This window comes from Acinetobacter sp. P8-3-8, from assembly GCF_000214135.1.
In the GTDB taxonomy this organism is placed as follows: domain Bacteria; phylum Pseudomonadota; class Gammaproteobacteria; order Pseudomonadales; family Moraxellaceae; genus Acinetobacter.
In genome coordinates this window covers 1-22,921 of the sequence record NZ_AFIE01000016.1, presented here as the reverse complement: position 1 = coordinate 22,921, position 22,921 = coordinate 1, and the positions used below count along the sequence as shown (strand labels likewise).

Sequence of the window (22,921 nt, the reverse complement as noted above, 5' to 3'; positions counted from 1 at the left end):
TTCAAGATATATTCAATGTCCTTTCAAATATCGTATATAGCTTTTAGGTAGAGATCAGGTAAATAGGATGCAAGACTACCCTGCAACAGCACTGGTTATTTTAGCAGGCGGACAAGCCACACGGATGAATGGCGCCAATAAGCTTTTACAAAGCTTTGACCATGAAATTCAGCTCTTAAAAATAAATAATGCGTTTCAAGGCAAAGTACAAGAAACATGGATCAATAGCCATCGAGATTATGATCGTTATCTTGAGTTGATTCCTCATATCCACTATTTCAAAGATGATACTGATGGCTTTCTTGGCCCGTTAATGGGCATGAAAAGTGCATGGTCACATGTTCAGTCAGATTATGTTTTATTTGTGCCATGCGATATTACCGAAATTCCAGCCAATATATTGTCGGATCTACACTCGGCATTGAAGCAAAATGCGTCATCGTCTGTGGTCTATGTGTCGTTTAATGGACAGGCACTCTACCCGTTTTGTTTACTCAAACGTAGCAGTGCTGCAACATTAACAAAGCATTTAGATCAGCAACAATTCAGTATCAGACGATGCTTTGCAGAACTTATGCCTCAAGTTGTGAATATTCAGAATCAGGAGATGAATTACCATAGCCTGAACTCATTGGAAGAGTTGCAACAGTATCGAAAATAACCCTTGTAAATAATCCGATTTACAACCATAAATGTTTTGATTTTGCATGAGGATAAAATTGACTACAGCGCAGAAAATTGATGAAAATACTGATGAAGCTGATGAATAAATCACTTTCAGAAAATTACTTTTCCATTTTGATGATTAAATTGAATAATGTTAAAGTGCCTGAATAGCTAATTTTATCTCGATGCACGATTGATTATTTTTAAAACAGTTTCAACAGAGGCAGATATGCAGGAAATTAATATTAAAGTCGAATCTTATGGTGCTATTGAAAAACACCTACCTGCTGACCTCAGCCTAACTTGTGCATCAAATAGTCTTGTTGCAGATGTACTCAATCAAATTAAAACAATTTATCCATCTATTTCCGAGATGGTTGAACGCTGTGCCTGCGCAATTGGTGAAGATATTATTTCACGCCAAAGCGTCTTAGAAAAAGACAGCACTTTAGTGCTACTCTCGCCTGTTGCAGGAGGTTGATATGTTACAGTTTGCTCGTATTCAAGACACTGCGCTTAATTTAGAAACTTTTGATACGATTCAGGCTTTCCCTGAATGTGGCGGAACAGGCGTTTTTATTGGTACAGTGCGAAATCATCATGAAGGACGTGCAGTTCAAGCACTGAAATATACAGCTTATGCGCCAGTTGCAGAAAAAATGATCCGAGCGATTGAACAAGAAATACAAGAAAAGTATGCAGTTAGTTACGTCCGTGTCATCCATCGTATTGGAACTTTAGATATTGGTGATAAAGCCATTATTGCGATTGCCTACGCACCACATCGCAGAGAAGCATTTCAAGCTTGTGAAGAAGCAGTTGAACGTGTAAAACATGAAGTACCTGTATGGAAAGAAGAATTTTATACAGATGGAAGCAGCCAGTACGTTGCAGGTTGTTGTATTCGTCAAGACTACGATCAAAATGATGAAAAACACCATCATCATTCACATGAACCACACGCGCATGGACATACGCATACATAAACCTAAATAACATTCGGTTATTTTTTATTGATGTCCGTTTAAAGATAGAAATTGAAAAAAGTTTTGCATAAGATGCTGAGTCGAAATCACTAAATTCAAATATTCAAACGTCATTTGAGTTGTGAATATGGCGCTTATGCAAATCAATTCCTTAAACATACCATGCACGAATGTCTAATTTTCCCCTTTAACTCTGTCACACCATGTATAAAAATTAATTTTATAATCAAATGGATAAAGCCTTTAAACATCATCTGAAAATCTAAGGTTTTATTTACTGATTCAAATCACATGCTCAATTTGAACTCGATACGCATTGGGAGAGATTCCTGTCCAATGACGATAAGCTTTCCTAAAATTTGAAGTGTCTGAAAAACCCATTCTTTGTGCAATTTCATCAACGGTTAATGTCGTACCTTGCAAATATTCATCTGCAAGCCGTCGTCTGGTACTGTCTAAAATGTCCTGATAACTCACATTGAGTTCAGCTAAACGGCGATATAATGTTCTTTTTGAAAGATGTAAACGCTCAGCCATTTCTTGAGCTGTAGGGAAACAATCCACACGATCAAGCAAAATTAAACGTATGGTTCGAATCAATTCAGGTGTTTCGTCATCTTCAATCCCAAGCATCCGCTCACAAAATAATTTACACATATCCGCTGTAATCAGATTCGCATTTGGACATGCGACATCAAGCCATTTCAAATCAAAGTGCCATTGTAAAACGTCCGCATCAAACTCAATTGGACAATGGAACACATTTTGATATTCATCTGCATATTCAGGAGCAGGATAAGGAAGTAACAGCTTCTTCGCTTGAAATGGTCCTTCCAATACACTTTCAATCAGAGTCTGCATTGAACTGAACCAAAACTCGCAAATCAGCGGTAATAACTTTCCTAAAGCAATGACTTCTTTACCTTCAAAAATTGCTGCGTCATCTTCAATACGAAAAGACTTCTGTAAAACTGGGCCAGCCAATTTAATGTGGCGAATCCCTAATTCCACAGCTTGTTGAAAATTTTTAGATGAATAAAGTGCATAACCATAAACGCCAAAATCTGAGAGACGTTGTTTTTGTCCAGCTCTGAGTCCCGTTAATGGATCTTGTGATAATCTTTGAATATTCTGAAATAACTGTAATTTCTGATATTGTGTAATATGAGATGTCGCATTGTTCAGAACAGCATAAGTAATACCTGTTCCGTGTAGCAACTCTTGTAAAGAATGACCTTGCCGTAACATTTCATCAATAAGACTGGTCAAGCCTTGTATGACAGTCCCTTGACCTAGTGTTGAAGCGTCGTAACGAGCTTCTATAAACGTACGCTGATTAGACATTTTATTTACACCATCCATCTAATGAAATGTATAATGGCACTAAATTACCTCTTATTGTCTCAATTTAACATCGACTCTTGCCCCTATCAAGCATAAAGTTTAATCAATAATAAGTATGAATGGAGTAACCGCAGAAATGACTATTTTACAGGACATGGGTCATACAGCGCATACGCATATGCAAACAGTTTTTGACAGACAAAGTGCTGCGTTTAAAGCTGCGCCTTATCCCGATTCAGATTTACGACGTTCTCAATTAATCAAGCTGAAAAAGCAAATCATTCGTTATCAAGACGTCATTGCAAATGCAATCAATGCAGACTTCAGTTCAAGATCTGTAGATGAGTCCAAATTGTTAGACTTACTCGGTTCTGTGCTAGAAGCTGAACATGCAATCAGTCATTTACGTCGTTGGATGCGTCCAAGTAAACGCAGTACAGAATTACTCTTTTTATCGAATCGTTTACGTGTCCAATACCAGCCGAAAGGCGTGGTTGGTGTCATTGTTCCGTGGAATTTCCCTGTTTATTTAGCACTTGGCCCTCTTGTTGCAGCCCTTGCAGCAGGCAATAGAGTCATGATCAAACTCTCTGAGTTGACTCCTGCAACAAATGCAGTGATGCGACGAATGCTTGCAGAAATTTTTACAGAAGATGAAGTTGCTGTTTTTGGTGAAGAAATTACCAACCCAGCGGAATTTACATCCTTGCCTTTTAATCACATTGTTTTTACAGGTTCCCCTGCAATTGGCCGTGTGGTGATGCGTGCTGCTTCAGAAAATTTAACCCCTGTAACACTAGAATTGGGCGGGAAATCTCCGGCTTTAGTCAGTCGACATTATCCATTGGCAGATGCAGCAAAACGTATTTTGCATGGTAAAGCGACAAATAGCGGTCAAATCTGTGTCGCACCTGACTATGCGCTGATTCCTAAAGAAAATGTTGAACAATTTGCAGCAGAATGTAAGTCGAATTTTACAGCTATGTATGGCCATAATATTCACAATAATGATAATTACACGTCAATTATCAATGATCGTCATTTAAAACGTATTCAAGACATTTTAGCGGATGCAGAACAACAAGGTGCGACAGTCATTGCTTGTGGTGAATACAATCCTGAACAAGATGCACGGCGCATGCCTGTTCATATTGTGCTGAATTGCACAGCTAATATGCGTATTATGAAAGAAGAACTGTTTGGCCCTGTACTGCCTGTTGTGGCATATGACACTCTGCAAGATGCGATTCAGTACATTAATGCAGGTGAACGACCATTGGCTTTATATTGTTTCACGCATGACACTCAAGAACGTGATCGTATTTTGCAACAAACACATTCTGGTGGTGTAACAGTCAATGACTGGGGCTGGCACGTTGTTAATCACGATGCGCCTTTTGGGGGAATCGGAAACTCGGGGATGGGAACGTACCACGGTGAAGAAGGTTTTAGAGAGCTTTCACATGCAAAAACAGTGTTTATGCGTCATCGCTTCTTCCCTACCCAATTGTTCTATCCGCCTTATGGAACGTGGATACAAAAGCTTGCTATCCGCTTTTTCTTAAAGAAAGCAGATCCGAATCTCAAATAAAACCGAATGAATACAAATATTAAAAAGCACCTATCTATTCTTTATGTAGGTGCTTTTTAAATTTATTCCATATTTTGACTTTAGTTCAATCATCCGTACTAAATCAATTCAGCATTGTGTTGAATAAACGGCTTAAAGCAACCAAATATGCTCAGTCAATTGCTTAATTTCACTCATATCATGGCTGACATATAACATTGGAATATCAGTTTCTTGTTGAACCTTTTGAAAGAATGGAATAATTTCTTGTTTATGTGCGGCATCGAGTGCAGACAACGGTTCATCTAATAACAATAAATTGGGTGAATATAATAACGCCCGACCTAAGGCAACCCTTTGTTTTTCTCCACCAGACAGTTTCATCGGCATACGATCAACCAAATGATTTAATTTAAGTAATTCAATAATATAATCTGGATCAAAACGTTTTCGTTGTGTTGTGATACGCTTATATCCAAACATTAAATTATTCATTACGGTCATATGTGGAAATAATTGTGCATCTTGGAAAACTAGCCCCACATGGCGTGCTTGTGGGCTTAAATTAATCCTTTGTTCTGAATCAAACCACGTTTGATTTCTAATTTTAATCCACCCATTCACTGGCGTATTGAGCCCTGCAATTGCATGTAAAATACTGGTTTTCCCTGAACCAGAAGCGCCAAATAACCCCACCACATTGTGTTCAGACACAAATTTCTGATCCAGTTTAAACTTGCCTAAATTCAGTTGAATATGACAATCAATCATTCATGCCTCTTTTTCTTTTCTGATAGCGATGGAACCATTGTGCAAACCACAAAGCAAAAAAAGCCACAGTTAACGAGAGTATGATTAAACGCCATACTGCATTTTCAGTATCAGGTTGTTGCATTAAACTGTACATTGCCAATGGCAGTGTTCTTGTTTCTCCAGCAATATTTCCTACAAAAGTGATCGTCGCCCCAAACTCACCTAAACTTCGACAGAAACATAAAATTGCCCCCACGAGTATTCCACTACTTGCCAACGGTAAAGTGACATAGCAGAACGTTCCGAATGATGAAGCACCCAATGTTTTTGCCGCCATTTCCAGACGTTGATCGACCAACTCTATTGCTAGGCGAATAGATTGTACCAATAAAGGAAATCCCATCACTGCGGAGGCCAATACAGCCCCTTTCCAATTGAAGGCAAAATTTAGTCCGAACTGTTCAAGATATTGCCCTACAACACCACGACTACCAAAAACTTGTAATAATAAATATCCTGGAACAACAGGAGGAAGCACTAAAGGTAGAAAAATCAATGTTTCAAATAATGATTTTCCAAAAAACTCTTTACGTGCTAATAGCCAACCCACTGCGAGTGCAGGGATCAAGCTAAAAGCCAAGCAGGTCGCAGCAACTTGGCAAGAGAGTTTAAGAACTTCAAGCTCTTCAAATGATAAAGGGAACATCATCATTTAGCAGGTAATAAGACCGTAAAACCATATTTTTTAAATACTGCATTGGCTTGCTTTCCTTGCAGAAATTGGTAAAAAGCCACAGCGTTTGGATTGTTTTTAACAAGTCCCAATGGATAAACAATTGGTGTATGTGTGCTGATTGGAAATACACCTACCACTGTGACATTTTTACTGATTGCAGCATCTGTAGCATACACAATGCCTAACTGACATTCACCTCGTGCAACAAAGTTTAACGCAGCTCTGACATCCTCTGTTTCAACCAAACGTGGTGCTAACTTCTGCCACCATCCAAGTGAAGTTAAAGCTTGTTTACCATATTTACCCACGGGCACACTTTTGGTATCTCCAGTACACAATTTGCCTTGAAAAGCCGTAGAAGGATCAAAGCTTTTATCCATTTTAATTTTTACAGGTTTAGATTTGGGTGAAATCAACACTAAGCGATTCCCCAGTAAATTCACTCGTTTGTTTGGCTCAATCATTTTTTTATTTTGTAGATAATTCATCCACTGTTCATCTGCTGAAATAAACACATCTGCTGGCGCCCCAGCTTCAATTTGTTTGGCTAAAGTGGATGAACCTGCATAAGAGCTTTTAACTTCTACTTTTTTTTGTTTTTCGAATAAAGCATCCAAATCTGTAATCGCATTGGTGAGACTTGCTGCTGCATAAACGGTAATGGCTTGTTCTGCATGTACATTTGTCCCTAGAAGAAAACCGCAACAGAGCAATGCTGACTGAATACTTTTATTCTTAAAATGTAGAAACATCGTGTTCACCTTAAAGATTATATAATGAGCGATATGTTTTCAAAAATATATTGATAAATGCGCTACGTCAATTCAATAACACGATTATTCATCGATCAGTTTGAATAAATTCAGTATTCAATAGCTTTCATCTTTTAGTTCATCTGCAATGTCTTATTCAATTGTTAATTTTTATTGACTTATAATTGATTAAATTATATACATCAATAATGATACGGTATGTATCATTATATAAAAATATAAAAAAGGATGTATAAAAATGATAGGTCTTATAGGAATCGTGTTGTCCCTAATATTGCTTATGTATTTGGCGTATAAAGGATTTAGTGTGATTATTCTCGCTCCATTACTGGCGCTTTTTGCAGTCATGTGGAGTGGGCTCAGCAATGAATTACTGGGTATGTATTCCCAAGTATTTATGACTGGCCTTGGTGGTTATATTATTAAATATTTTCCACTGTTTTTACTTGGCGCGGTTTTCGGCAAATTAATGGACGATTCTGGCTCAGCCAGAACCATTGCGAACTTTTTTGTAGAAAAGCTTGGTCATAAGAGAGCCATGCTTTCCATCGTATTGTCTTGTGCCATCCTCACCTATGGTGGTGTTTCTTTATTTGTCGTTGGATTCGCAGTGTTTCCTATTGCAGCGGCTTTGTTTAAAGAGCTTGATATTCCTAAACGTTTAATCCCTGCTGCAATTATGTTAGGTGCTTTAACTTTTACCATGACGGCATTGCCGGGTACGCCAGCGATTCAAAATGCCATACCTATGCCCTTCTTTCATACTGACCTTTATGCAGCACCAGGCTTAGGTATTTTGGCATCTATCTTTATCTTAATTACAGGTATGTGGTGGCTCAATAGACGCATTCAAACAGCATCTACTCAGCAAGAAGGTTATGGTCATCACATCGAATCACATCCCCATTTAAGTTCAATGAGTACATCTGATCCGAGTCTTCTTATTGCAATGATCCCGATTTTAGTCGTGATCATAATGAATTTAATATTGGCTAAATTGGTTTTACCAACACTTGATACAGCTTATTTGGCAACAGATAAATTTGGGAATATTTCACTCAATTCTGTCATCGGGCTTTGGGCCATTATTTGTGCATTAGTTTTGGCTTGTGTGACGATTATTATATTGAATTGGAAACACTTCAAAGATATCAAAGACACCATTCAACAAGGTGTTTCTTCTTCATTTTTACCTATTTTCAATACAGCATCAGAAGTCGGTTATGGCTCTGTCATCGCTTCATTGGCAGGTTTTATTATTCTTCGTGATTTTCTCGTAGGAATTGCACCGAGTAACCCGCTTATTTCTGAAGCCATTGTGATTAATGTTTTAGCAGGGATCACAGGGTCAGCTTCAGGTGGTTTAAGTATTGCCCTAAATACTATGGGCGAAACTTATATGAATTTAGCAACTCAGTTTGGCATATCCCCTGAATTGATGCATCGAGTTGCATCTATGGCTTCAGGTGCACTGGATTCGCTACCGCATAATGGTGCAGTCATTACCATTATCACACTCTGTGGATTAACCCATAAACAGTCTTATTACGACATGTTTATTGTCGCTGTGATTATTCCGCTCTTTGCGCTAAGTGGTGTCATTACCCTTGGCACATTATTTGGCTCATTTTAAAAATCCTGCTTTTCAATTTTTATAAGGATATAAAGATGTCACACAGTATAAACCTGCCTCGAATTATGGAAATTGGGAAGAATGCACGTAGCAAACTCCCTGATATTCTAAATAGTTTAGGTTGTAAAAACCCACTAATCATTACCGATAAAATGATGGTTTCATTAGGCTATATTGAGAAAATTCAACAGCTTTTAAATGAAGCGAATATACATGCCGATTATTTCGATGAAACCATTCCAGAACCGACTTCTGGCTCCATCGCTGCGGGTGTAAAGCATGTAAAAGATCATCATTATGATTCGATCATTGCCGTGGGTGGTGGTAGTCCCATAGATAGTGCCAAAGCCATTAGTATTTTAGGCAAATTTGGTGGCGAAATACGTGATTATAAATTCCCAAGACAGGTCAATGAGTCTGGCTTGCCCATTATTGCCATGCCTACAACAGCAGGCACAGGATCAGAATGTACTCGTTTTACCATCATTACTGACGATCAAACCAATGAGAAAATGCTCTGTGCAGGTTTAGGTTTTCTACCTATCGCTGCCATTGTTGATTATGAACTGACGATGTCGTTACCAGCTCGTACCACCGCAGATACGGGTATTGATGCACTCACACATGCGATTGAAGCTTATGTGAGTAAGAAAGCCAATCCTTATAGTGATGCTCAAGCACTTGCTGCCATGAAACTGATTGGCCCGAATTTACAAACAGTTTATCACCAACCAAATAATGAAGCTGCTCGTGAAAAAATGATGCTCGGTTCTACTTTGGCAGGCATTGCATTTTCCAATGCATCTGTTGCTTTAGTTCATGGGATGAGCCGTCCAATTGGTGCTTTTTTCCACGTACCACATGGTCTATCGAATGCCATGTTATTGCCTATGATCACCTCTTATTCCATCGAAGCAGCACCTGAACGTTATGCAGATTGTGCAAAAGCGATTGGTGTAGCCAATCAGGATGATCATCATGACATTGCCAATCAAAAACTCATAGAAGCACTCATTAACATTAACAATGAATTGCAAGTTCCGACTCTCGCTGAGTTTGGCGTGAGCAAACAGACTTTTGATGATCTGGTTCAAACCATGGCAGAACAAGCCTTGGCATCTGGATCACCACTAAATAACCCACGGGTACCAAGTGTTTCCGAAATGGTTTCACTGTATCAGCAACTTTGGTAAGCAATACATTTTTAAAAACGATTCAAAGAGGACACATCAAATGAATATCATTGGACATTTAATTCAGGGTCAACTTAACTATGACCATACTAGAACTCAGCCTGTATACAACCCATCAACAGGTGAACAATGTAGACAAGTTGCAATTGCCAGTAAAGCCACAGTTGAACAAGCCATCGCTGCCGCAGAAGCAGCCTTTCCAGCATGGCGTGATACACCAGTGATTAAACGTGCACGTGTCATGTTTAAATTTAAAGAGTTATTAGAAAAGAATGCAGATCAGATTTGTGCGCTGATCGGCGAAGAACACGGAAAAATTGTGCATGATGCTGCTGGTGAGTTACAACGTGGTATTGAAAATGTGGAATATGCATGTAGTGCGCCTGAATTTTTAAAAGGTGAATTCAGCAAAAATGTAGGGCCATCGATTGATTCTTGGAGTGAGTTTCAACCTTTAGGTGTAGTTGCAGGTATTACACCTTTTAACTTCCCTGCTATGGTGCCTTTGTGGATGTTCCCAATGGCGATTGTTTGTGGAAATACTTTTGTATTAAAACCATCAGAAAAAGATCCTTCTGCTACCCTATTTATTGCTCAATTACTTAAAGAAGCAGGCTTACCCGATGGCGTCATGAATGTGGTCAATGGTGATAAAGAAGCTGTAGATACTTTGTTATATGACAAGCGAGTCCAAGCGGTGAGCTTCGTGGGTTCTACTGCGATTGCTGAATATATCTATCAAACAGCAACCTCTACGGGTAAACGTTGCCAAGCACTTGGTGGTGCAAAAAATCATGCGATCATTATGCCTGATGCAGATTTGGATAATGTGGTCAGCTCTTTATTAGGTGCTGCTTTTGGGTCATCTGGTGAGCGTTGTATGGCCCTTTCTGTGGCGATTGCTGTTGGTGATGAAATTGCCGATTCATTGATTTCTAAATTTGCGGACACCATTAGCCAGCTTAAATATGGACATTTTTCAGATAAAAATAATGACTTTGGTCCAGTGATCACCGCACAACATAAAGCAAAAGTTATTGGCTATATCGACAGTGCCGAACAGCAAGGTGCAACCATCGTTGTTGATGGTCGAAATGCAGCACCATTAGGTTATGAAAATGGTTTCTATGTTGGAGCAACTTTAATTGATCAAGTGACACCGAATATGACCAGTTATAAGGAGGAAATCTTTGGCCCTGTATTACAAATCATGCGGGTAAAAACCATGCAAGAAGCCATGGATCTTATTGATCAACATGAATATGGCAATGGTACATGCATCTATACACGAGATGGAGAAGCAGCTCGTTATTTTAGTGATCATATTAAAGTTGGGATGGTGGGTATCAATGTTCCTCTACCTGTTCCAGTGGCATATCACAGTTTTGGTGGTTGGAAACGTTCATTATTCGGTGATTTATATGCCTATGGCCCTGATGGTGCTCGTTTTTATACTCGTCGTAAAACCATTACTCAACGTTGGCCAAGTGCCAATGTTCGTGAAGGTGCTCAGTTCTCAATGCCTACATTAAACTAAGTTGCACTTTATCTGAGAATCTAAGAACAAATAAAAAGAGCAAATCGTTCAAGTATTTGCTCTTTTTCCTTTTAATCTTTGTTATTTATATTTTTATTCAATTCTTTATTTAATTTACTCAATATCAATCAGCTTATTTAAATCACTGGCAGCTTGGCGCAATAAAGGTTCAAAAGCCAGTAAATCGTCCAAAGACTTACGTATCGTAGGCGCATGTGTATATAAGCAAGCTACAATCGTATCTTTTCTTAGAATCGGTACAGAACATGCCACCATACCTGAAATAAACTCTTCGTTATCTGTTCCTATTTGATTTTTAAAAATATCCTTTAAATTTTGTTCAAGTAATACAGGGTCGGTGATCGTATTTTTAGTCAATTGTGTGATCGGTAAATATTCCAATATCTTTTTACGTTTATTTTCAGGCTGAAAACTTAAAAATAATTTGCCACTGGACGTACACCACAATGGGACTGTAGAACCCACAGGTAAATAAACCTGTAACGGCCAATTGGCTTGTACTCGATCGGTATATAACATCTGATTATTATTTAATATTGCGATTCCACAGGTTTCATTGATTTGATCAGAAAGTTTTTGCAGTATTGCCAATCTTTCCATTTTCCGTGGCTCTTGCTCCCAAGAACTCATCAAGAGTTTATAGGTTCGATCACCGACAATATAACCACCATAGATATCATTTTTAATAAAACCTTCTTGTTCTAAGGTTTGTAATAAACGATGAATACTAGGTTTTGGAATGTCTAATTCAATGGCAAGATCTAAGGGTGTAGGTGGATGTTTTGCTGTAGAAATTGCTTCAATAATATCTAATACACGAGTAATCGATGACCCTTTTTTATTCATTTTTACTGCCAATAAAGATCGCTTAATTTATACTTTATTATAATCAACCAGAATCCGTTTAGATAACATTCATTTTATTTATATTAAACAATAACCTATATAACCATTTGATACAGAAATTTTAATATTCTCTTTTTAACAGGTATAAAGACGATGTTCTGCTAGGACAAAACTTGAGCTTTTGAAGTATTGTTTTGAACTATAGTAACCTGAGTTCCAGATAAGATATGTTCCCAACTATCTGATACGCGGAAACGTCAGTCGCATTGTTCGAGGCCAGGCTACATCTGTAATATACTGTTTTTGCAATCTATTTGGTACTTGATAGTATTTGTCGAGTTGGCGACTGACATATGGTTTTGCCTACTTTTCCCGAAAGAAAAGTAGGTCGAACCGAAGGTTAATCCTTGCATTTAACTTTTAAACGGTAAGACTCCGCTGTGTCTGATCTATCTTTTCAATAACTTACATCAAAATTTATCCCGAACTGACGTTATAGTAAAGTCGTTTAAATTTTCATACAAATACTAAAAAATAACTGAAACAGAATATCAATTGAATCGATCAACCATTCTTTACATTTTCTCTTGACCCAAGCCCACCTTGCGCGATATATCGCTCATCTATTGAATTTAAATCAGGACTATAAGGGGGAAGCCATAAAATTTTATGTCCATGTTGTTCCAATATTTCCTGTAAATCTGATCTTTTATGAAAAGCAGCATTATCCATTACAATTACACTGTTTTCTGATAATTCTGGGATAAGGAAGTTTTCTACCCAAAAATGAAATACATCTGAATTCACTTTACAATCAAATAAACCTACTGCGAATAACTGACCTTTATATATTGCTTCTATAGCATTAGTTTGGTTCTTTAACTGCCAATTATATAATGAATTAGCAACTGAGTTGTGGGATCTCATTAGGTAAAATTAACTGTAAATCTGCTAGTCTAGAGCCTTTCTAATTCTGAATTCACCATATTTGATGATAGAAATTTTTATTTTGAATGAGCTTCATTTTCATAAAGTTCAATACATTTCACTATTTCAGACCGTGCTTTTTCAAGATTTCCCCAGCCCTGCAATTTCACCCATTTCCCTTCTTCTAAGTCTTTATAATGCTCAAAGAAGTGTTGAATACGATTCAAAGTACCTTCATCAACATCTTTAAGATCTGAGATATGATCGTATTGTTTAGAAAGTTTCGTATGCGGAACAGCAATGATTTTAGCATCTATTCCATGTTCGTCTTCCATATACATTACCCCAACTGGACGACTCCGAATCACAGAACCAACCACTACAGGATAGGGTGAAATCACCAATACATCTAATGGATCGCCATCTTCACTTAAAGTATGTGGAATATAGCCATAATTGGCTGGGTAAAACATGGCTGTTGTTAAGAAACGATCAATGAAAATCGTGTCATATTCTTTATTCATTTCATATTTAATAGGGTCATTATTCTGAGGAATTTCAATAATGCTATAGAAATCATCAGGTGGATTTATTCCAACAGGGATAGTTTTAAAGCTCAAAATGATTTACCTTCTTTATTTCCAACGGTTCCATATTCAACGGGTGTTTTTACATAAAAAATCGAGACATCTTCACTATTTAAACGATTAAATAATTGCGTGGTTTCAGATTCACTTAAAGCAAATTGAACTGTGATCGGTTCATCGACTAAATCAAAGAAATTAGCTGAATGAAGTTTACCTGTGTGGTCTATACCTTCAGAACCATGTACGACAGTAGCCCCATTAAAATGCATTTCTTTTGACAAAGATAATAACCAGTCATGAATTTGTTTACCTTTATATCTTTGATTTAATTCAGTATAAAAAGTCACTAAAAAACCATTCATTTTATTTCTCCAAATTTAACCCGTCGTAACCAATTGATAGCTGTAAATGCCCAGTCCTGTAAAGATAAGCGAACCGACTACATGGATTACGATTGTAAAAATTGCATAATCAATTTTGCCATTTTGCAATAATTCAACAACTTCGAGCGAAAAGGTCGAAAAGGTCGTTAATGCACCACAAAAACCCGTGACTACAAATAATTTATAATTTGGACTGAGAGAACTATTGGAAAAAAATGCGACTGCAAAACCAATGATAAAAGCGCCCATTAAATTCACCAGCACTGTTCCAAAAGGAATATTTTCAAATACTTGATTAAATTTAAGACCGATTCCCCAACGGAGCCATGCACCGAGTACAGAACCTAACGCTATGGATAAAAGAGAGTAATACATGATTTTTCCCCATTACAATTTTGAGGAAAAGAAAGAGTAAATGGTAATTTGAATTTTTATTTGGTAAATCATGATATTGCACTCCAATAAACAAAGAAGCAGAGCGCACGACTACGCACCCTCTGCATAAGGGTTACGTAGGTATCATCAGCCAATATTGGCGGTTTGTAGAAGGAGGATAGCCATCTCCTTTAGTGTATTAATTTAAAGCAATTATTTTAAAGGTCAATCTTTTCTTCAATATTTATACAATTTGTCATTTAAAACATCTACGTATTATGAGCAAATTGAGGAGTTAAATATTAATAAAATTCATTAATTTAAAAATTAAAATTACAAATATTTATACAATACAAAATACTCGATACAGCGACACCGTTATTTGGTCTTAATCGCCTGCTTTTTTAAACGATAATCTAAAGCTGCACGACTGATTCCCAATAAACGAGCTGCCTCAGAAATATTATTACTGGCTTTTTGCATGGCATTTGAAATCAATTGATTTTCATGCTCATCTAAACTAAAACCATCTTGTAAAAGCACATCTAAATTGAATGTTTTCGGTGTTTCTTCAGAATCTTGCTTAAGTTGTGGAAATAAACTATGCAACTTAATTTCCTGCTGATGATCCGTTAACAAAGTAGCTCGTTCTAATAAATTTTCTAGTTCACGAATATTTCCAGGCCAATCATAGTTCATCACAAAATTTTTAGCTTTATCACTCAATCCTTTTAAGGTTTTATCATACATATTTTCAAACCTTGCTAGAAAATGGTTAATGAGCAATGGAATATCTTCTCTACGCTCTCGCAAAGGTGGAATAATCACTGGGAAAATATTAAGCCGATAATATAAATCTGCTCTAAACTTTCCATTTTGAACAGCTTGCTCCAAATCTTCATTCGTCGCTGCAACGATTCTGACATCAACTTGACGTGTACGGAAATCGCCAACACGCTCGAATTCTCCCTCTTGTAGCATGCGTAATAATGCAGCCTGTGCCCTTGGTGATAGTTCAACAACTTCATCTAAAAAAATAGTTCCGCCATGTGCACGTTCAAATTTCCCCATTCGCGATTGAGTTGCACCTGTAAATGCTCCTTTTTCTACACCAAAGAGCTCAGATTCAATTAAATCAGGTGGAATACTCGCACAGTTTACCGCAACAAAAGGTTGTTCTTTTCGTTGGCTGCCATTATGAATCCCACGTGCAAAAGCTTCTTTACCTACGCCTGTTTCACCTTGCAATAAAACAGCGACTTTACTGCCTGCAGCTTTTTTCAACAGATCACAAACTTGACGATAAGCAGCAGACTCCCCGACTGAATTGAACATGGTGTAATCATTTTCAGCATGCGTGTAAATATTTTTCTTTAATTCATTCAATTCAGATTGTAAGGCGATAATTTCATCAGAAATTGGATCAGGTGACATAAATCGAATCAATTCATCTGCATTTTCCCACTCACTCAGTGGTTTTCCAATAATGCGACAATGATCATCCCCTTGAGCAACACAATGCGTTTCTTGGTAAATAATGGTTTGCCCCATGACAAAGCTACTATAACCACATGCATATCCTAAAAGCATCCAGCACGACGGCTCATCGGATGAACCAAACTCACTTAAATGTACCTCCGCTTCAAATGAATTGAACCAATTAAAATCCGCATAAAATTGTTTTAAATCATGACTCAAATGTAATTCATTAACATCAACTTGTACCATTCCACGTATGCCATGCATTTGTGGCCCCGCCATAAAAGCTTCTGTTTCATTTAAATTGGGTCGAAGTTTTGAAGTCACCTCTGCATCACGCATACCTGCCTGATAGCCACAGCGAATAAAAAAATGTTTGGTACGTTCTAACCCTAACATTTGAAAAAGATCTTTTCTTAAAAAACCTAAAATACTGGTATGCATCAGTAACATTCGATTTTCATCAAACCAGATTTGCCCATGCTGAGTATCAAAGATGATTTTATCCAGTAAATCCTGAATATCTTTATTCTGTTCAAGTATCCGCTTATATACCTTCACATCTTTGGCTTGGGGCATAATATCCATCCTTGGCTATATGTTTTGTGAATCATACAAAATCTCATATTACCTAAATCCAGTTAAAAAGCCTCCCTACCTTATTCTTATATTTTTATACCTTTGAGATATGTTAATTATTTTTTTCTACATATCAAATACTTGAATATTTCCAATCTTTATTCAATATCCAGTCATTATTTTTCTTCAAAAACCGATTTTTCATCATTTGATGAAACACGCTCATCCATAGCTTCATCATTTCATGAAAGTTTATAGCGAACAACACATATCCTTAAAACGAAAAAAACATAAGTGCATGTATTTTATTGTTTTTAAAAAGTTGGCATGCATTTTGGAATACATAATACATCCATCACTGAGCATGAAGCTCTTATCGAAATGCATTCGATATTGATTAAAAGGATAGTGAAATGGTTGATACCGAACATGATAAGCAACTAACCAAATATATCCGTATTACAGGTGATCGTGACGCCAAATTTGTCGAATTTGATTTTGCGATTCATGACCCGACGCTTTTTGTTGAATTGGTACTTCCCCAACAAGCCTTTCAACATTTTTGTGAAGTGAACCATGTCATTGAAATGACAGCAGAACAACAAGCTTGGAATGATGCGCAAGAAGATAAATGGCGTTATGGCATTGAACCAACCATTTTGAATAATACCCGTAAACCTACCGATCAAGATGATCAGACTTAATGTAGACATGGAGACTGTGTAATGACTTTAGAAATTAAAACATCCAATTTGGAACCGATTCGCCAAACTTATGCCTACATCGAACGCCGCTTCGGTGCTAAGCCTGCTACTCGTTATCAAGAAGTCAGTTTTGATATTCAGGCATCAACCAACTTCCACTATCGCCCATTGTGGAAACCAGACAAAACCTTAAATGATCACACGCATACCGCTTTGACGATGCAAGACTGGTATGCCTTTAAAGACCCGCGCCAATTTTATTATGGTTCTTATGTACAGCATCGTGCCCGCATGCAGGATACCGCTGAAAGTAATTATGCTTTCTTTGAAAAACGTCAATTAGTAGACAACCTAAGCGACGAGGTCAAACAAAAAATTATCACAGGTTTATTACCCTTCCGCTATGTTGAACAAACCGCCAATTTACACATGATGTCGGGGAGTGCTTATGGCTATGGAACAGTGATTACCCAAGCCTGTATTTTTGCTGCTATGGATCGTTTGGGGATGGCGCAATACATTTCCCGTATTGGTTTGATGTTAGATGGTAATACAGGTGAATCGTTACAACAGGCAAAACATGCATGGATGCATGATGATGCATGGCAACCTCTACGTAAACTCTGTGAGCAAAGTCTGACTGAACAAGACTGGTTCAAATTATACATTCTACAAAGCCTACTTATCGACAGCATGTTACAAGAGTTGGTTTTCGGTCAACTTGACCAATGGCTAGTTGAAAATGGTGGACGTGATATTGCCATTCTTACTGAATTTATGAAGGACTGTCTGACAGATTTACGTAAATGGTCTGACTCTGTCTTAAAAACTGCTGGTGCAGAATCAGAAGAAAATAAAGCCCTGATTCAAGCATGGATCGCTGAATTTTTACCTCAAGTCAAAGATGCTTTCAGCAATTGGGCAAAAGCAGTTCTGGCGGACGCTTCTATCGACAAAGCCCTGAACACTATTGCAGAACGCAGTAAAAAAGCAGGCTTAAATTTAACTGATTCAGCAGCATAAGGAATTGCCATCATGACATCTAAAGTTTATTTAGCACTACAAGACAATGACACTTCACGTTACATCATTGAAGCCATCGAACAAGACAATCCTGAAGCCACGATTCAATACCTACCTGCGATGATTCGTGTTGAAAGCACAGGAACACTGGTGATCCGAGCAGAAACCGTTTCCGAAAAATTAGGACAGGATTGGGACATTCAAGAACTACAACTCAACATGATCACGTTGGGTGGCAATGTTGATGAAGATGACGACACGTTTACATTGAAATGGAACTAGCTGATTGCTCATGCTTAGCCAAAACAACTGTTTAAAAGAATGAGAAGCAGGCCGCTTCAAACAAATGAAAGGATGATCAGAATGAATAACCAAGCGAATCAAACCAATCAAGCAAAAACAGCTACAAAAAAGCTCAATGCCAAAGATCGTTACCGTATTTTAACACGTGATTTAGACTGGGAATTTTCTTATGCAGATCGCAAAGATGCTTTCCCTTACGAAGAGTTTGAAGGCATTAAAATTACAGACTGGTCTAAATGGGAAGACCCTTTCCGTTTAACAATGGATGCATACTGGAAATATCAAGCAGAAAAAGAAAAGAAACTGTATGCCATTTTCGATGCTTTTGCTCAAAACAATGGGCAAATGAATGTTTCAAATGAGCGCTATATCAATGCGATCAAACTGTTTTTAACCGCAGTTACACCACTTGAATATCAAGCTTACCAAGGCTATGCCCATGTCGGACGTCAATTCGGTGGTATTGGCGCACGAATTGCCTCACAAATGCAATCTATTGATGAATTACGACACGTACAAACCCAAATTCATGCAATGAGCCATTACAACAAATTCTTTGATGGCTTCCAAGATTGGGCACATATGCATGATCGAGTTTGGTATCTGTCTGTTCCTAAATCCTTCTTTGAAGATGCACGTTCATCTGGGCCATTTGAATATTTATTAGCAATCAGCTTTGCTTTTGAATATGTGCTCACAAACTTATTATTTGTACCATTTATGTCAGGTGCAGCCTACAACGGTGATATGGCAACCGTGACCTTTGGTTTTAGTGCCCAATCGGATGAAGCACGCCACATGACACTTGGTTTAGAAATTGTGAAGTTCCTATTGGAACAGCATGAAGATAACGTACCGATCGTACAAGAATGGATTGATAAATGGTTCTGGCGTGGCACTCGCCTGCTTTCAATCGTCGGCATGATGATGGATTACATGCTGCCAAATAAAGTGATGTCATGGAAAGAAGCATGGGAAACTTATTTTGAAGAAGCTGGTGGTGCCTTATTTAAAGACTTGAGTCGATATGGTATTCGCATGCCAAAATATAGTGATGTGATTACCAAAGAAAAAGAACACGTTTCCCATCAAGCATGGTGGATTTTCTATAACTTTGGACATGCAGCGGGATTCCATACTTGGATTCCAACCGATGAAGAAATGGATTGGTTGTCTGCAAAATACCCAGACACCTTTGATAAATACTACCGTCCACGTTGGGAACTTGCTCGCAAAATGGAAGCAGAAGGCAAACGCTTCTACAGCGCAGGCTTACCTCAACTCTGCCAAATCTGCCAAATTCCAATGACTTTCACTGAAATGGATGGTGACCAAACCATGTTCAGTTATCGTGAGTCGATTTATAACGGCGAACGCTACCACACCTGTTCTGACGGATGCCATGACATTTTCGAACGTGAACCTGAAAAGTATGTTCAAGCTTGGCTGCCTGTAAATCAGATTTTACAAGGCAATTGTGGTGGTCCTGATTTAGAAAGTATTTTGCGTGATTATTACAATTTTAATGTTGGTGCTGACAACCTCGACATTGAAGGTTCACCAGATCAGCAACGTTGGAAAAAATGGAAAGGCCATGCGGCTTAACATCACTGATTAATAAATAAAGAAACAAGGAAACGATGCTTACTTGCAACAGTGAGCATCTTCTCAAGGAATATTGATTCAAAAAATTTGAGGAATGATGTCATGACTGTTAAAGCGATTGTTGAAAATTACCAATTTACTCCACTAGATCTACAACAGAATTACGGCGAAAACATGCTGTTATTTATTGGTTGGGATCATCATACCCTTTTCTGTTCAGCTCATGCTTTTGTGGTTTCTCCCAAACAGACTTTGCAAGAACTGATCGATGGACAAATTACAGCTGGTTTTTCACAACACCCTGATTTTGAAAATATTGATTGGTCTACAGTTCAATTTAGTTTAAATCGCAACATTTTAAATGCCGATTTTTCTAAACCCTTAGAAGACTTAGGTTTTGACCATAAATCTTTGCTGCGTTTTGTAACGCCAGATTTAAATGGCTTCAAAAATGCTCATGTTTAAGGAGAGTTCAAATGACTTATCAAGTAACGATTGAACCCATTGGAACAACCATTGATGTTGAAGAAGATCAAACCATTTTAGATGCTGCACTTCGTCAAGGTGTTTGGCTACCCTTTGCATGTGGACATGGCACTTGTGGAACGTGCAAAGTTCAAGTCACAGATGGTTTTTATGATGTCGGTGATGCTTCACCATTTGCCCTTATGGATATCGAACGTGAGGAAAACAAAGTCTTAGCCTGCTGCTGTAAACCAGAATCTGACATGGTCATCGAAGCCGACGTGGATGAAGACGAAGACTTTCTAGGTTATTTAGTACAAGACTATCAGGCTAAAGTCATTGAAGTTAAAGACCTGTCCCCAACCATCAAAGGTATTCGTCTTGAAATTGATCGACCTATGGAGTTTCAAGCAGGTCAATACATCAATCTTCAACTCCCCGATATTGAAGGAATTCGTGCTTTTTCTATTGCGAATCCACCTAGTGAAATTGGTATTGTGGAATTACATGTCCGTAAAGTTGAAGGCGGTGCGGCGACCAGCTATATCCATAATGAATTAAAAGTCGGTGATGAAATGGCACTTTCAGGCCCTTATGGACAATTTTTTGTCCGTAAATCTGATGAGCAAAACGTCATTTTCATTGCAGGTGGATCAGGACTGTCCAGCCCTCAATCAATGATTATCGATTTACTAGAACAAGGTGAAACTCGCACCATTTACCTATTCCAAGGTGCCCGTGATGTAGCCGAATTGTATAACCGTGAAAAATTTGAGGATTTAACCAAAGAATACCCAAATTTTAGATATATCCCTGCACTGAACGCACCAAAACCAGAAGATCAATGGACTGGTTTTACAGGTTATGTGCATGAAGCTGTAGCCAATTATTTTGAAAATAAATGTAGTGGACACAAAGCTTATTTATGTGGCCCACCTCCAATGATTGATGCTGCAATTTCCACATTAATGCAAAGCCGTTTATTTGAAAAAGATATTCATACTGAACGTTTTTTAAGTGCAGCCGATGGCGCTGCTGGGCAATCACGTTCTGCTTTATTCAGACATATTTAAAGCGAAAACCACGAATACAGTCATTCCTCAAGCTCAAATGGATACATAAAAACGTCATCCACTATTGTTCGAGGAAAGACTTATTGCCTAATCTATAGCTGTATAAACGTGCAATAAAAAATATCATTGAAAAGGATTTTCTATGAAACATTTAGCTTTAAAACTTTCACTTTCAATATGCTTTGGTTTCACTAGTACAATTACATTTGCGACAGAAAATGGCGCTGACTCTTATGCATTAGGTGCTGAAGGAATGATGTCTGGTGCTTTACCACCGCCCGGCGTATACCTATTGAGCTATTATCAAAACTATCATGCAGGCCATTTTGATCAAGGACCACCTAATTTCCATTTAGATGTAAATGCACTCATTCCACGATTAGTCTGGGTGACAGAACAAAACTATTTCGGTGGTCAACTCGGTTTTTATGCAGCACAACCTATGGTTGATTTAAGATTAACTGCAGCAGGAATGTCTGACCACAACAGTGCGTTGGGTGATTTAATGTTAGGCTCATTAATGGGTTGGCATCATGGTAATCATCACTGGATTGGTGCAATTGAAGTGGTCTTAGCCACTGGAAAATATGACAACCCAACGGCTCTTCAGCCCTTAGTCGCCAATATTGGTAAAAACTACAATACCGTTCGCCCTATCATTGCTTATAGTTATGCTCCAAAAAATGGTTTGGATATTTCAACCAAGCTTTCTTATAGTTTCAATACAGAAAATGACGATACCGATTATAAATCTGGAGAATATTTTGCTGGAGATTACAGTATAGGTTACAAACTGACGGATAATTTCAAAATTGCAGTTGAGGGTTATGCATTTAAACAAACGCAGTCGGATAAGCAACACGGTGAAGATATTGGAATGCGCGGGCAAGTATTGGCTGTCGGCCCTGCTGTACAATATCAGGATAAAAACTGGTCAATCGAAGCAAAGTATTTAAAAGAAACCCATGTTGAAAATCGCCCTGAAGGTCATACAGGTCTTTTAAAGTTTATTTGGGCATTTTAATCATTTAAATGTGAGTTGATTAAAATCCATAATATTCATTGCTTATAAATTAAGAAACGCCTAGTGAGGTTCATTAGGCTTTTTATTTTTCATTTAAAATCAATAATTTAAAATCAAAAACCACAAAAAAATAAAATTAAATCAACAACTTCATCATTTTCTAGGTCAAAACCAAAAGAACTTTTAGATCTAAAATAAATTCTTCAATGTCTTAAAATGAGTATGCATAAAATTGCCCATCTTTCATAATTTTGTCATGAACAAAATAAAATGGAGTGAGTTACGCATGCTGTTATCCAATTAATACCGAATCATCACAGATTTCAATTCTGTATA

24 protein-coding genes and 1 riboswitch are annotated in these 22,921 nt (G+C 37.7%); of the genes, 14 read left to right on the top strand and 10 right to left on the bottom strand.

Translation table 11 applies throughout. The features are described from left to right. Positions 1–67 precede the first annotated feature (67 nt). The 3 genes from GGG_RS0108855 to GGG_RS0108845 all read left to right on the top strand — a co-directional run bounded on the left by GGG_RS0108855 (position 68) and on the right by GGG_RS0108845 (position 1,652). Entirely contained in the window at positions 68–661 is a 594-nt protein-coding gene (locus GGG_RS0108855) for a molybdenum cofactor guanylyltransferase (RefSeq protein ID WP_010113994.1), read from the top strand. Positions 662–895: 234 nt separating this feature from the next. After that, on the top strand, positions 896–1,147 hold the full coding sequence (locus GGG_RS0108850) for a MoaD/ThiS family protein (protein WP_010113993.1): 252 nt from the start codon (positions 896–898) through the stop codon (positions 1,145–1,147). Between the two features lies 1 nt (position 1,148). Further along, a complete protein-coding gene (locus GGG_RS0108845) occupies positions 1,149–1,652 on the top strand; it encodes a molybdenum cofactor biosynthesis protein MoaE (protein ID WP_010113992.1) in 504 nt (167 codons plus the stop codon). Positions 1,653–1,934: 282 nt separating this feature from the next. Here the strand turns inward: GGG_RS0108845 and GGG_RS0108840 are convergent, their stop codons facing one another. After that, positions 1,935–2,996 (bottom strand): AraC family transcriptional regulator, encoded by a 1,062-nt coding sequence (locus GGG_RS0108840; protein WP_010113990.1) that lies wholly within the window; start codon positions 2,994–2,996, stop codon positions 1,935–1,937. 136 nt (positions 2,997–3,132) lie between these two features. Here GGG_RS0108840 and GGG_RS0108835 point away from each other — a divergent pair, with 136 nt between their 5' ends. Further along, on the top strand, positions 3,133–4,587 hold the full coding sequence (locus GGG_RS0108835) for a coniferyl aldehyde dehydrogenase (protein ID WP_010113988.1): 1,455 nt from the start codon (positions 3,133–3,135) through the stop codon (positions 4,585–4,587). Between the two features lie 132 nt (positions 4,588–4,719). Here the strand turns inward: GGG_RS0108835 and GGG_RS0108830 are convergent, their stop codons facing one another. From GGG_RS0108830 to modA, 3 genes are read right to left on the bottom strand one after another with little or no spacing between them, the layout of a single operon-like run. Beyond that, on the bottom strand, positions 4,720–5,337 hold the full coding sequence (locus tag GGG_RS0108830) for an ATP-binding cassette domain-containing protein (RefSeq protein WP_010113987.1): 618 nt from the start codon (positions 5,335–5,337) through the stop codon (positions 4,720–4,722). Next, on the bottom strand, positions 5,330–6,028 hold the full coding sequence (gene modB / locus GGG_RS0108825; RefSeq protein ID WP_029574511.1) for a molybdate ABC transporter permease subunit: 699 nt from the start codon (positions 6,026–6,028) through the stop codon (positions 5,330–5,332). Before modB ends, GGG_RS0108830 begins: the two co-directional genes overlap by 8 nt. Next, positions 6,028–6,807 (bottom strand): molybdate ABC transporter substrate-binding protein, encoded by a 780-nt coding sequence (modA, locus tag GGG_RS0108820; RefSeq protein WP_010113985.1) that lies wholly within the window; start codon positions 6,805–6,807, stop codon positions 6,028–6,030. Before modA ends, modB begins: the two co-directional genes overlap by 1 nt. A gap of 259 nt (positions 6,808–7,066) precedes the next feature. Between modA and GGG_RS0108815 the strand changes: the two genes are divergently transcribed. From GGG_RS0108815 to GGG_RS0108805, 3 genes are read left to right on the top strand one after another with little or no spacing between them, the layout of a single operon-like run. Further along, entirely contained in the window at positions 7,067–8,461 is a 1,395-nt protein-coding gene (locus GGG_RS0108815) for a GntP family permease (RefSeq protein ID WP_029574510.1), read from the top strand. A 35-nt stretch (positions 8,462–8,496) separates the two neighbouring features. After that, positions 8,497–9,654 carry an iron-containing alcohol dehydrogenase gene (locus GGG_RS0108810; protein WP_010113981.1) on the top strand — a complete coding sequence of 386 codons (1,158 nt, stop codon included), beginning with the start codon at positions 8,497–8,499 and terminating at the stop codon, positions 9,652–9,654. A 40-nt stretch (positions 9,655–9,694) separates the two neighbouring features. Continuing rightward, the gene (locus GGG_RS0108805; RefSeq protein ID WP_010113979.1) at positions 9,695–11,191 is read left to right on the top strand and encodes a CoA-acylating methylmalonate-semialdehyde dehydrogenase; all 1,497 of its coding nucleotides are present in this window, start codon (positions 9,695–9,697) and stop codon (positions 11,189–11,191) included. 114 nt (positions 11,192–11,305) lie between these two features. Here GGG_RS0108805 and GGG_RS0108800 read toward each other — a convergent pair whose 3' ends face one another. From GGG_RS0108800 to mobR, 6 genes are all read right to left on the bottom strand, one after another. Then, positions 11,306–12,058, bottom strand: coding sequence for an IclR family transcriptional regulator (locus GGG_RS0108800; protein WP_010113977.1), 753 nt, complete (start codon positions 12,056–12,058; stop codon positions 11,306–11,308). Between the two features lie 564 nt (positions 12,059–12,622). Beyond that, positions 12,623–12,985, bottom strand: a complete 363-nt coding sequence (locus GGG_RS19640; RefSeq protein WP_010113975.1) for a transposase — start codon at positions 12,983–12,985, stop codon at positions 12,623–12,625. 77 nt (positions 12,986–13,062) lie between these two features. Then, positions 13,063–13,605, bottom strand: coding sequence for an inorganic diphosphatase (gene ppa, locus GGG_RS0108790; RefSeq protein ID WP_010113973.1), 543 nt, complete (start codon positions 13,603–13,605; stop codon positions 13,063–13,065). Continuing rightward, positions 13,602–13,934, bottom strand: a complete 333-nt coding sequence (locus tag GGG_RS0108785) for a DUF190 domain-containing protein (RefSeq protein ID WP_010113971.1) — start codon at positions 13,932–13,934, stop codon at positions 13,602–13,604. The genes ppa and GGG_RS0108785 overlap by 4 nt, the downstream gene beginning before the upstream one ends. Before the next feature lie 15 nt (positions 13,935–13,949). Further along, a complete protein-coding gene (gene crcB, locus GGG_RS0108780) occupies positions 13,950–14,330 on the bottom strand; it encodes a fluoride efflux transporter CrcB (protein WP_010113968.1) in 381 nt (126 codons plus the stop codon). A 131-nt stretch (positions 14,331–14,461) separates the two neighbouring features. Beyond that, positions 14,462–14,529: riboswitch (Fluoride riboswitch) on the bottom strand. A 179-nt stretch (positions 14,530–14,708) separates the two neighbouring features. Next, positions 14,709–16,388, bottom strand: coding sequence for a phenol degradation transcriptional regulator MobR (mobR, locus tag GGG_RS0108775; protein ID WP_010113965.1), 1,680 nt, complete (start codon positions 16,386–16,388; stop codon positions 14,709–14,711). Between the two features lie 413 nt (positions 16,389–16,801). Here mobR and GGG_RS0108770 point away from each other — a divergent pair, with 413 nt between their 5' ends. From GGG_RS0108770 to GGG_RS0108740, 7 genes are all read left to right on the top strand, one after another. After that, entirely contained in the window at positions 16,802–17,092 is a 291-nt protein-coding gene (locus GGG_RS0108770) for a phenol hydroxylase subunit (RefSeq protein WP_010113962.1), read from the top strand. 21 nt (positions 17,093–17,113) lie between these two features. Continuing rightward, entirely contained in the window at positions 17,114–18,115 is a 1,002-nt protein-coding gene (locus tag GGG_RS0108765) for an aromatic/alkene monooxygenase hydroxylase subunit beta (RefSeq protein WP_010113961.1), read from the top strand. A gap of 12 nt (positions 18,116–18,127) precedes the next feature. Further along, on the top strand, positions 18,128–18,397 hold the full coding sequence (locus GGG_RS0108760; protein ID WP_010113957.1) for an MmoB/DmpM family protein: 270 nt from the start codon (positions 18,128–18,130) through the stop codon (positions 18,395–18,397). An 81-nt stretch (positions 18,398–18,478) separates the two neighbouring features. Next, positions 18,479–20,023, top strand: a complete 1,545-nt coding sequence (locus tag GGG_RS0108755; RefSeq protein WP_010113955.1) for an aromatic/alkene/methane monooxygenase hydroxylase/oxygenase subunit alpha — start codon at positions 18,479–18,481, stop codon at positions 20,021–20,023. A 102-nt stretch (positions 20,024–20,125) separates the two neighbouring features. Further along, positions 20,126–20,488 (top strand): phenol hydroxylase subunit P4, encoded by a 363-nt coding sequence (locus GGG_RS0108750; protein WP_010113953.1) that lies wholly within the window; start codon positions 20,126–20,128, stop codon positions 20,486–20,488. An 11-nt stretch (positions 20,489–20,499) separates the two neighbouring features. Further along, positions 20,500–21,561, top strand: coding sequence for an NADH:ubiquinone reductase (Na(+)-transporting) subunit F (locus GGG_RS0108745; protein ID WP_010113952.1), 1,062 nt, complete (start codon positions 20,500–20,502; stop codon positions 21,559–21,561). A 142-nt stretch (positions 21,562–21,703) separates the two neighbouring features. Further along, positions 21,704–22,585, top strand: a complete 882-nt coding sequence (locus GGG_RS0108740) for a transporter (protein WP_010113951.1) — start codon at positions 21,704–21,706, stop codon at positions 22,583–22,585. Positions 22,586–22,921: the final 336 nt, after the last annotated feature.

Coding starts and splice junctions, on each gene's coding strand:
- GGG_RS0108855 (WP_010113994.1), top strand. CDS start 68: ATGCAAGACTACCCTGCAACAGCACTGGTTATTTTAGCAGGCGGACAA.
- GGG_RS0108850 (WP_010113993.1), top strand. CDS start 896: ATGCAGGAAATTAATATTAAAGTCGAATCTTATGGTGCTATTGAAAAA.
- GGG_RS0108845 (WP_010113992.1), top strand. CDS start 1,149: ATGTTACAGTTTGCTCGTATTCAAGACACTGCGCTTAATTTAGAAACT.
- GGG_RS0108840 (WP_010113990.1), bottom strand. CDS start 2,996: ATGTCTAATCAGCGTACGTTTATAGAAGCTCGTTACGACGCTTCAACA.
- GGG_RS0108835 (WP_010113988.1), top strand. CDS start 3,133: ATGACTATTTTACAGGACATGGGTCATACAGCGCATACGCATATGCAA.
- GGG_RS0108830 (WP_010113987.1), bottom strand. CDS start 5,337: ATGATTGATTGTCATATTCAACTGAATTTAGGCAAGTTTAAACTGGAT.
- modB (WP_029574511.1), bottom strand. CDS start 6,028: ATGATGTTCCCTTTATCATTTGAAGAGCTTGAAGTTCTTAAACTCTCT.
- modA (WP_010113985.1), bottom strand. CDS start 6,807: ATGTTTCTACATTTTAAGAATAAAAGTATTCAGTCAGCATTGCTCTGT.
- GGG_RS0108815 (WP_029574510.1), top strand. CDS start 7,067: ATGATAGGTCTTATAGGAATCGTGTTGTCCCTAATATTGCTTATGTAT.
- GGG_RS0108810 (WP_010113981.1), top strand. CDS start 8,497: ATGTCACACAGTATAAACCTGCCTCGAATTATGGAAATTGGGAAGAAT.
- GGG_RS0108805 (WP_010113979.1), top strand. CDS start 9,695: ATGAATATCATTGGACATTTAATTCAGGGTCAACTTAACTATGACCAT.
- GGG_RS0108800 (WP_010113977.1), bottom strand. CDS start 12,058: ATGAATAAAAAAGGGTCATCGATTACTCGTGTATTAGATATTATTGAA.
- GGG_RS19640 (WP_010113975.1), bottom strand. CDS start 12,985: ATGAGATCCCACAACTCAGTTGCTAATTCATTATATAATTGGCAGTTA.
- GGG_RS0108785 (WP_010113971.1), bottom strand. CDS start 13,934: ATGAATGGTTTTTTAGTGACTTTTTATACTGAATTAAATCAAAGATAT.
- crcB (WP_010113968.1), bottom strand. CDS start 14,330: ATGTATTACTCTCTTTTATCCATAGCGTTAGGTTCTGTACTCGGTGCA.
- mobR (WP_010113965.1), bottom strand. CDS start 16,388: ATGCCCCAAGCCAAAGATGTGAAGGTATATAAGCGGATACTTGAACAG.
- GGG_RS0108770 (WP_010113962.1), top strand. CDS start 16,802: ATGGTTGATACCGAACATGATAAGCAACTAACCAAATATATCCGTATT.
- GGG_RS0108765 (WP_010113961.1), top strand. CDS start 17,114: ATGACTTTAGAAATTAAAACATCCAATTTGGAACCGATTCGCCAAACT.
- GGG_RS0108760 (WP_010113957.1), top strand. CDS start 18,128: ATGACATCTAAAGTTTATTTAGCACTACAAGACAATGACACTTCACGT.
- GGG_RS0108755 (WP_010113955.1), top strand. CDS start 18,479: ATGAATAACCAAGCGAATCAAACCAATCAAGCAAAAACAGCTACAAAA.
- GGG_RS0108750 (WP_010113953.1), top strand. CDS start 20,126: ATGACTGTTAAAGCGATTGTTGAAAATTACCAATTTACTCCACTAGAT.
- GGG_RS0108745 (WP_010113952.1), top strand. CDS start 20,500: ATGACTTATCAAGTAACGATTGAACCCATTGGAACAACCATTGATGTT.
- GGG_RS0108740 (WP_010113951.1), top strand. CDS start 21,704: ATGAAACATTTAGCTTTAAAACTTTCACTTTCAATATGCTTTGGTTTC.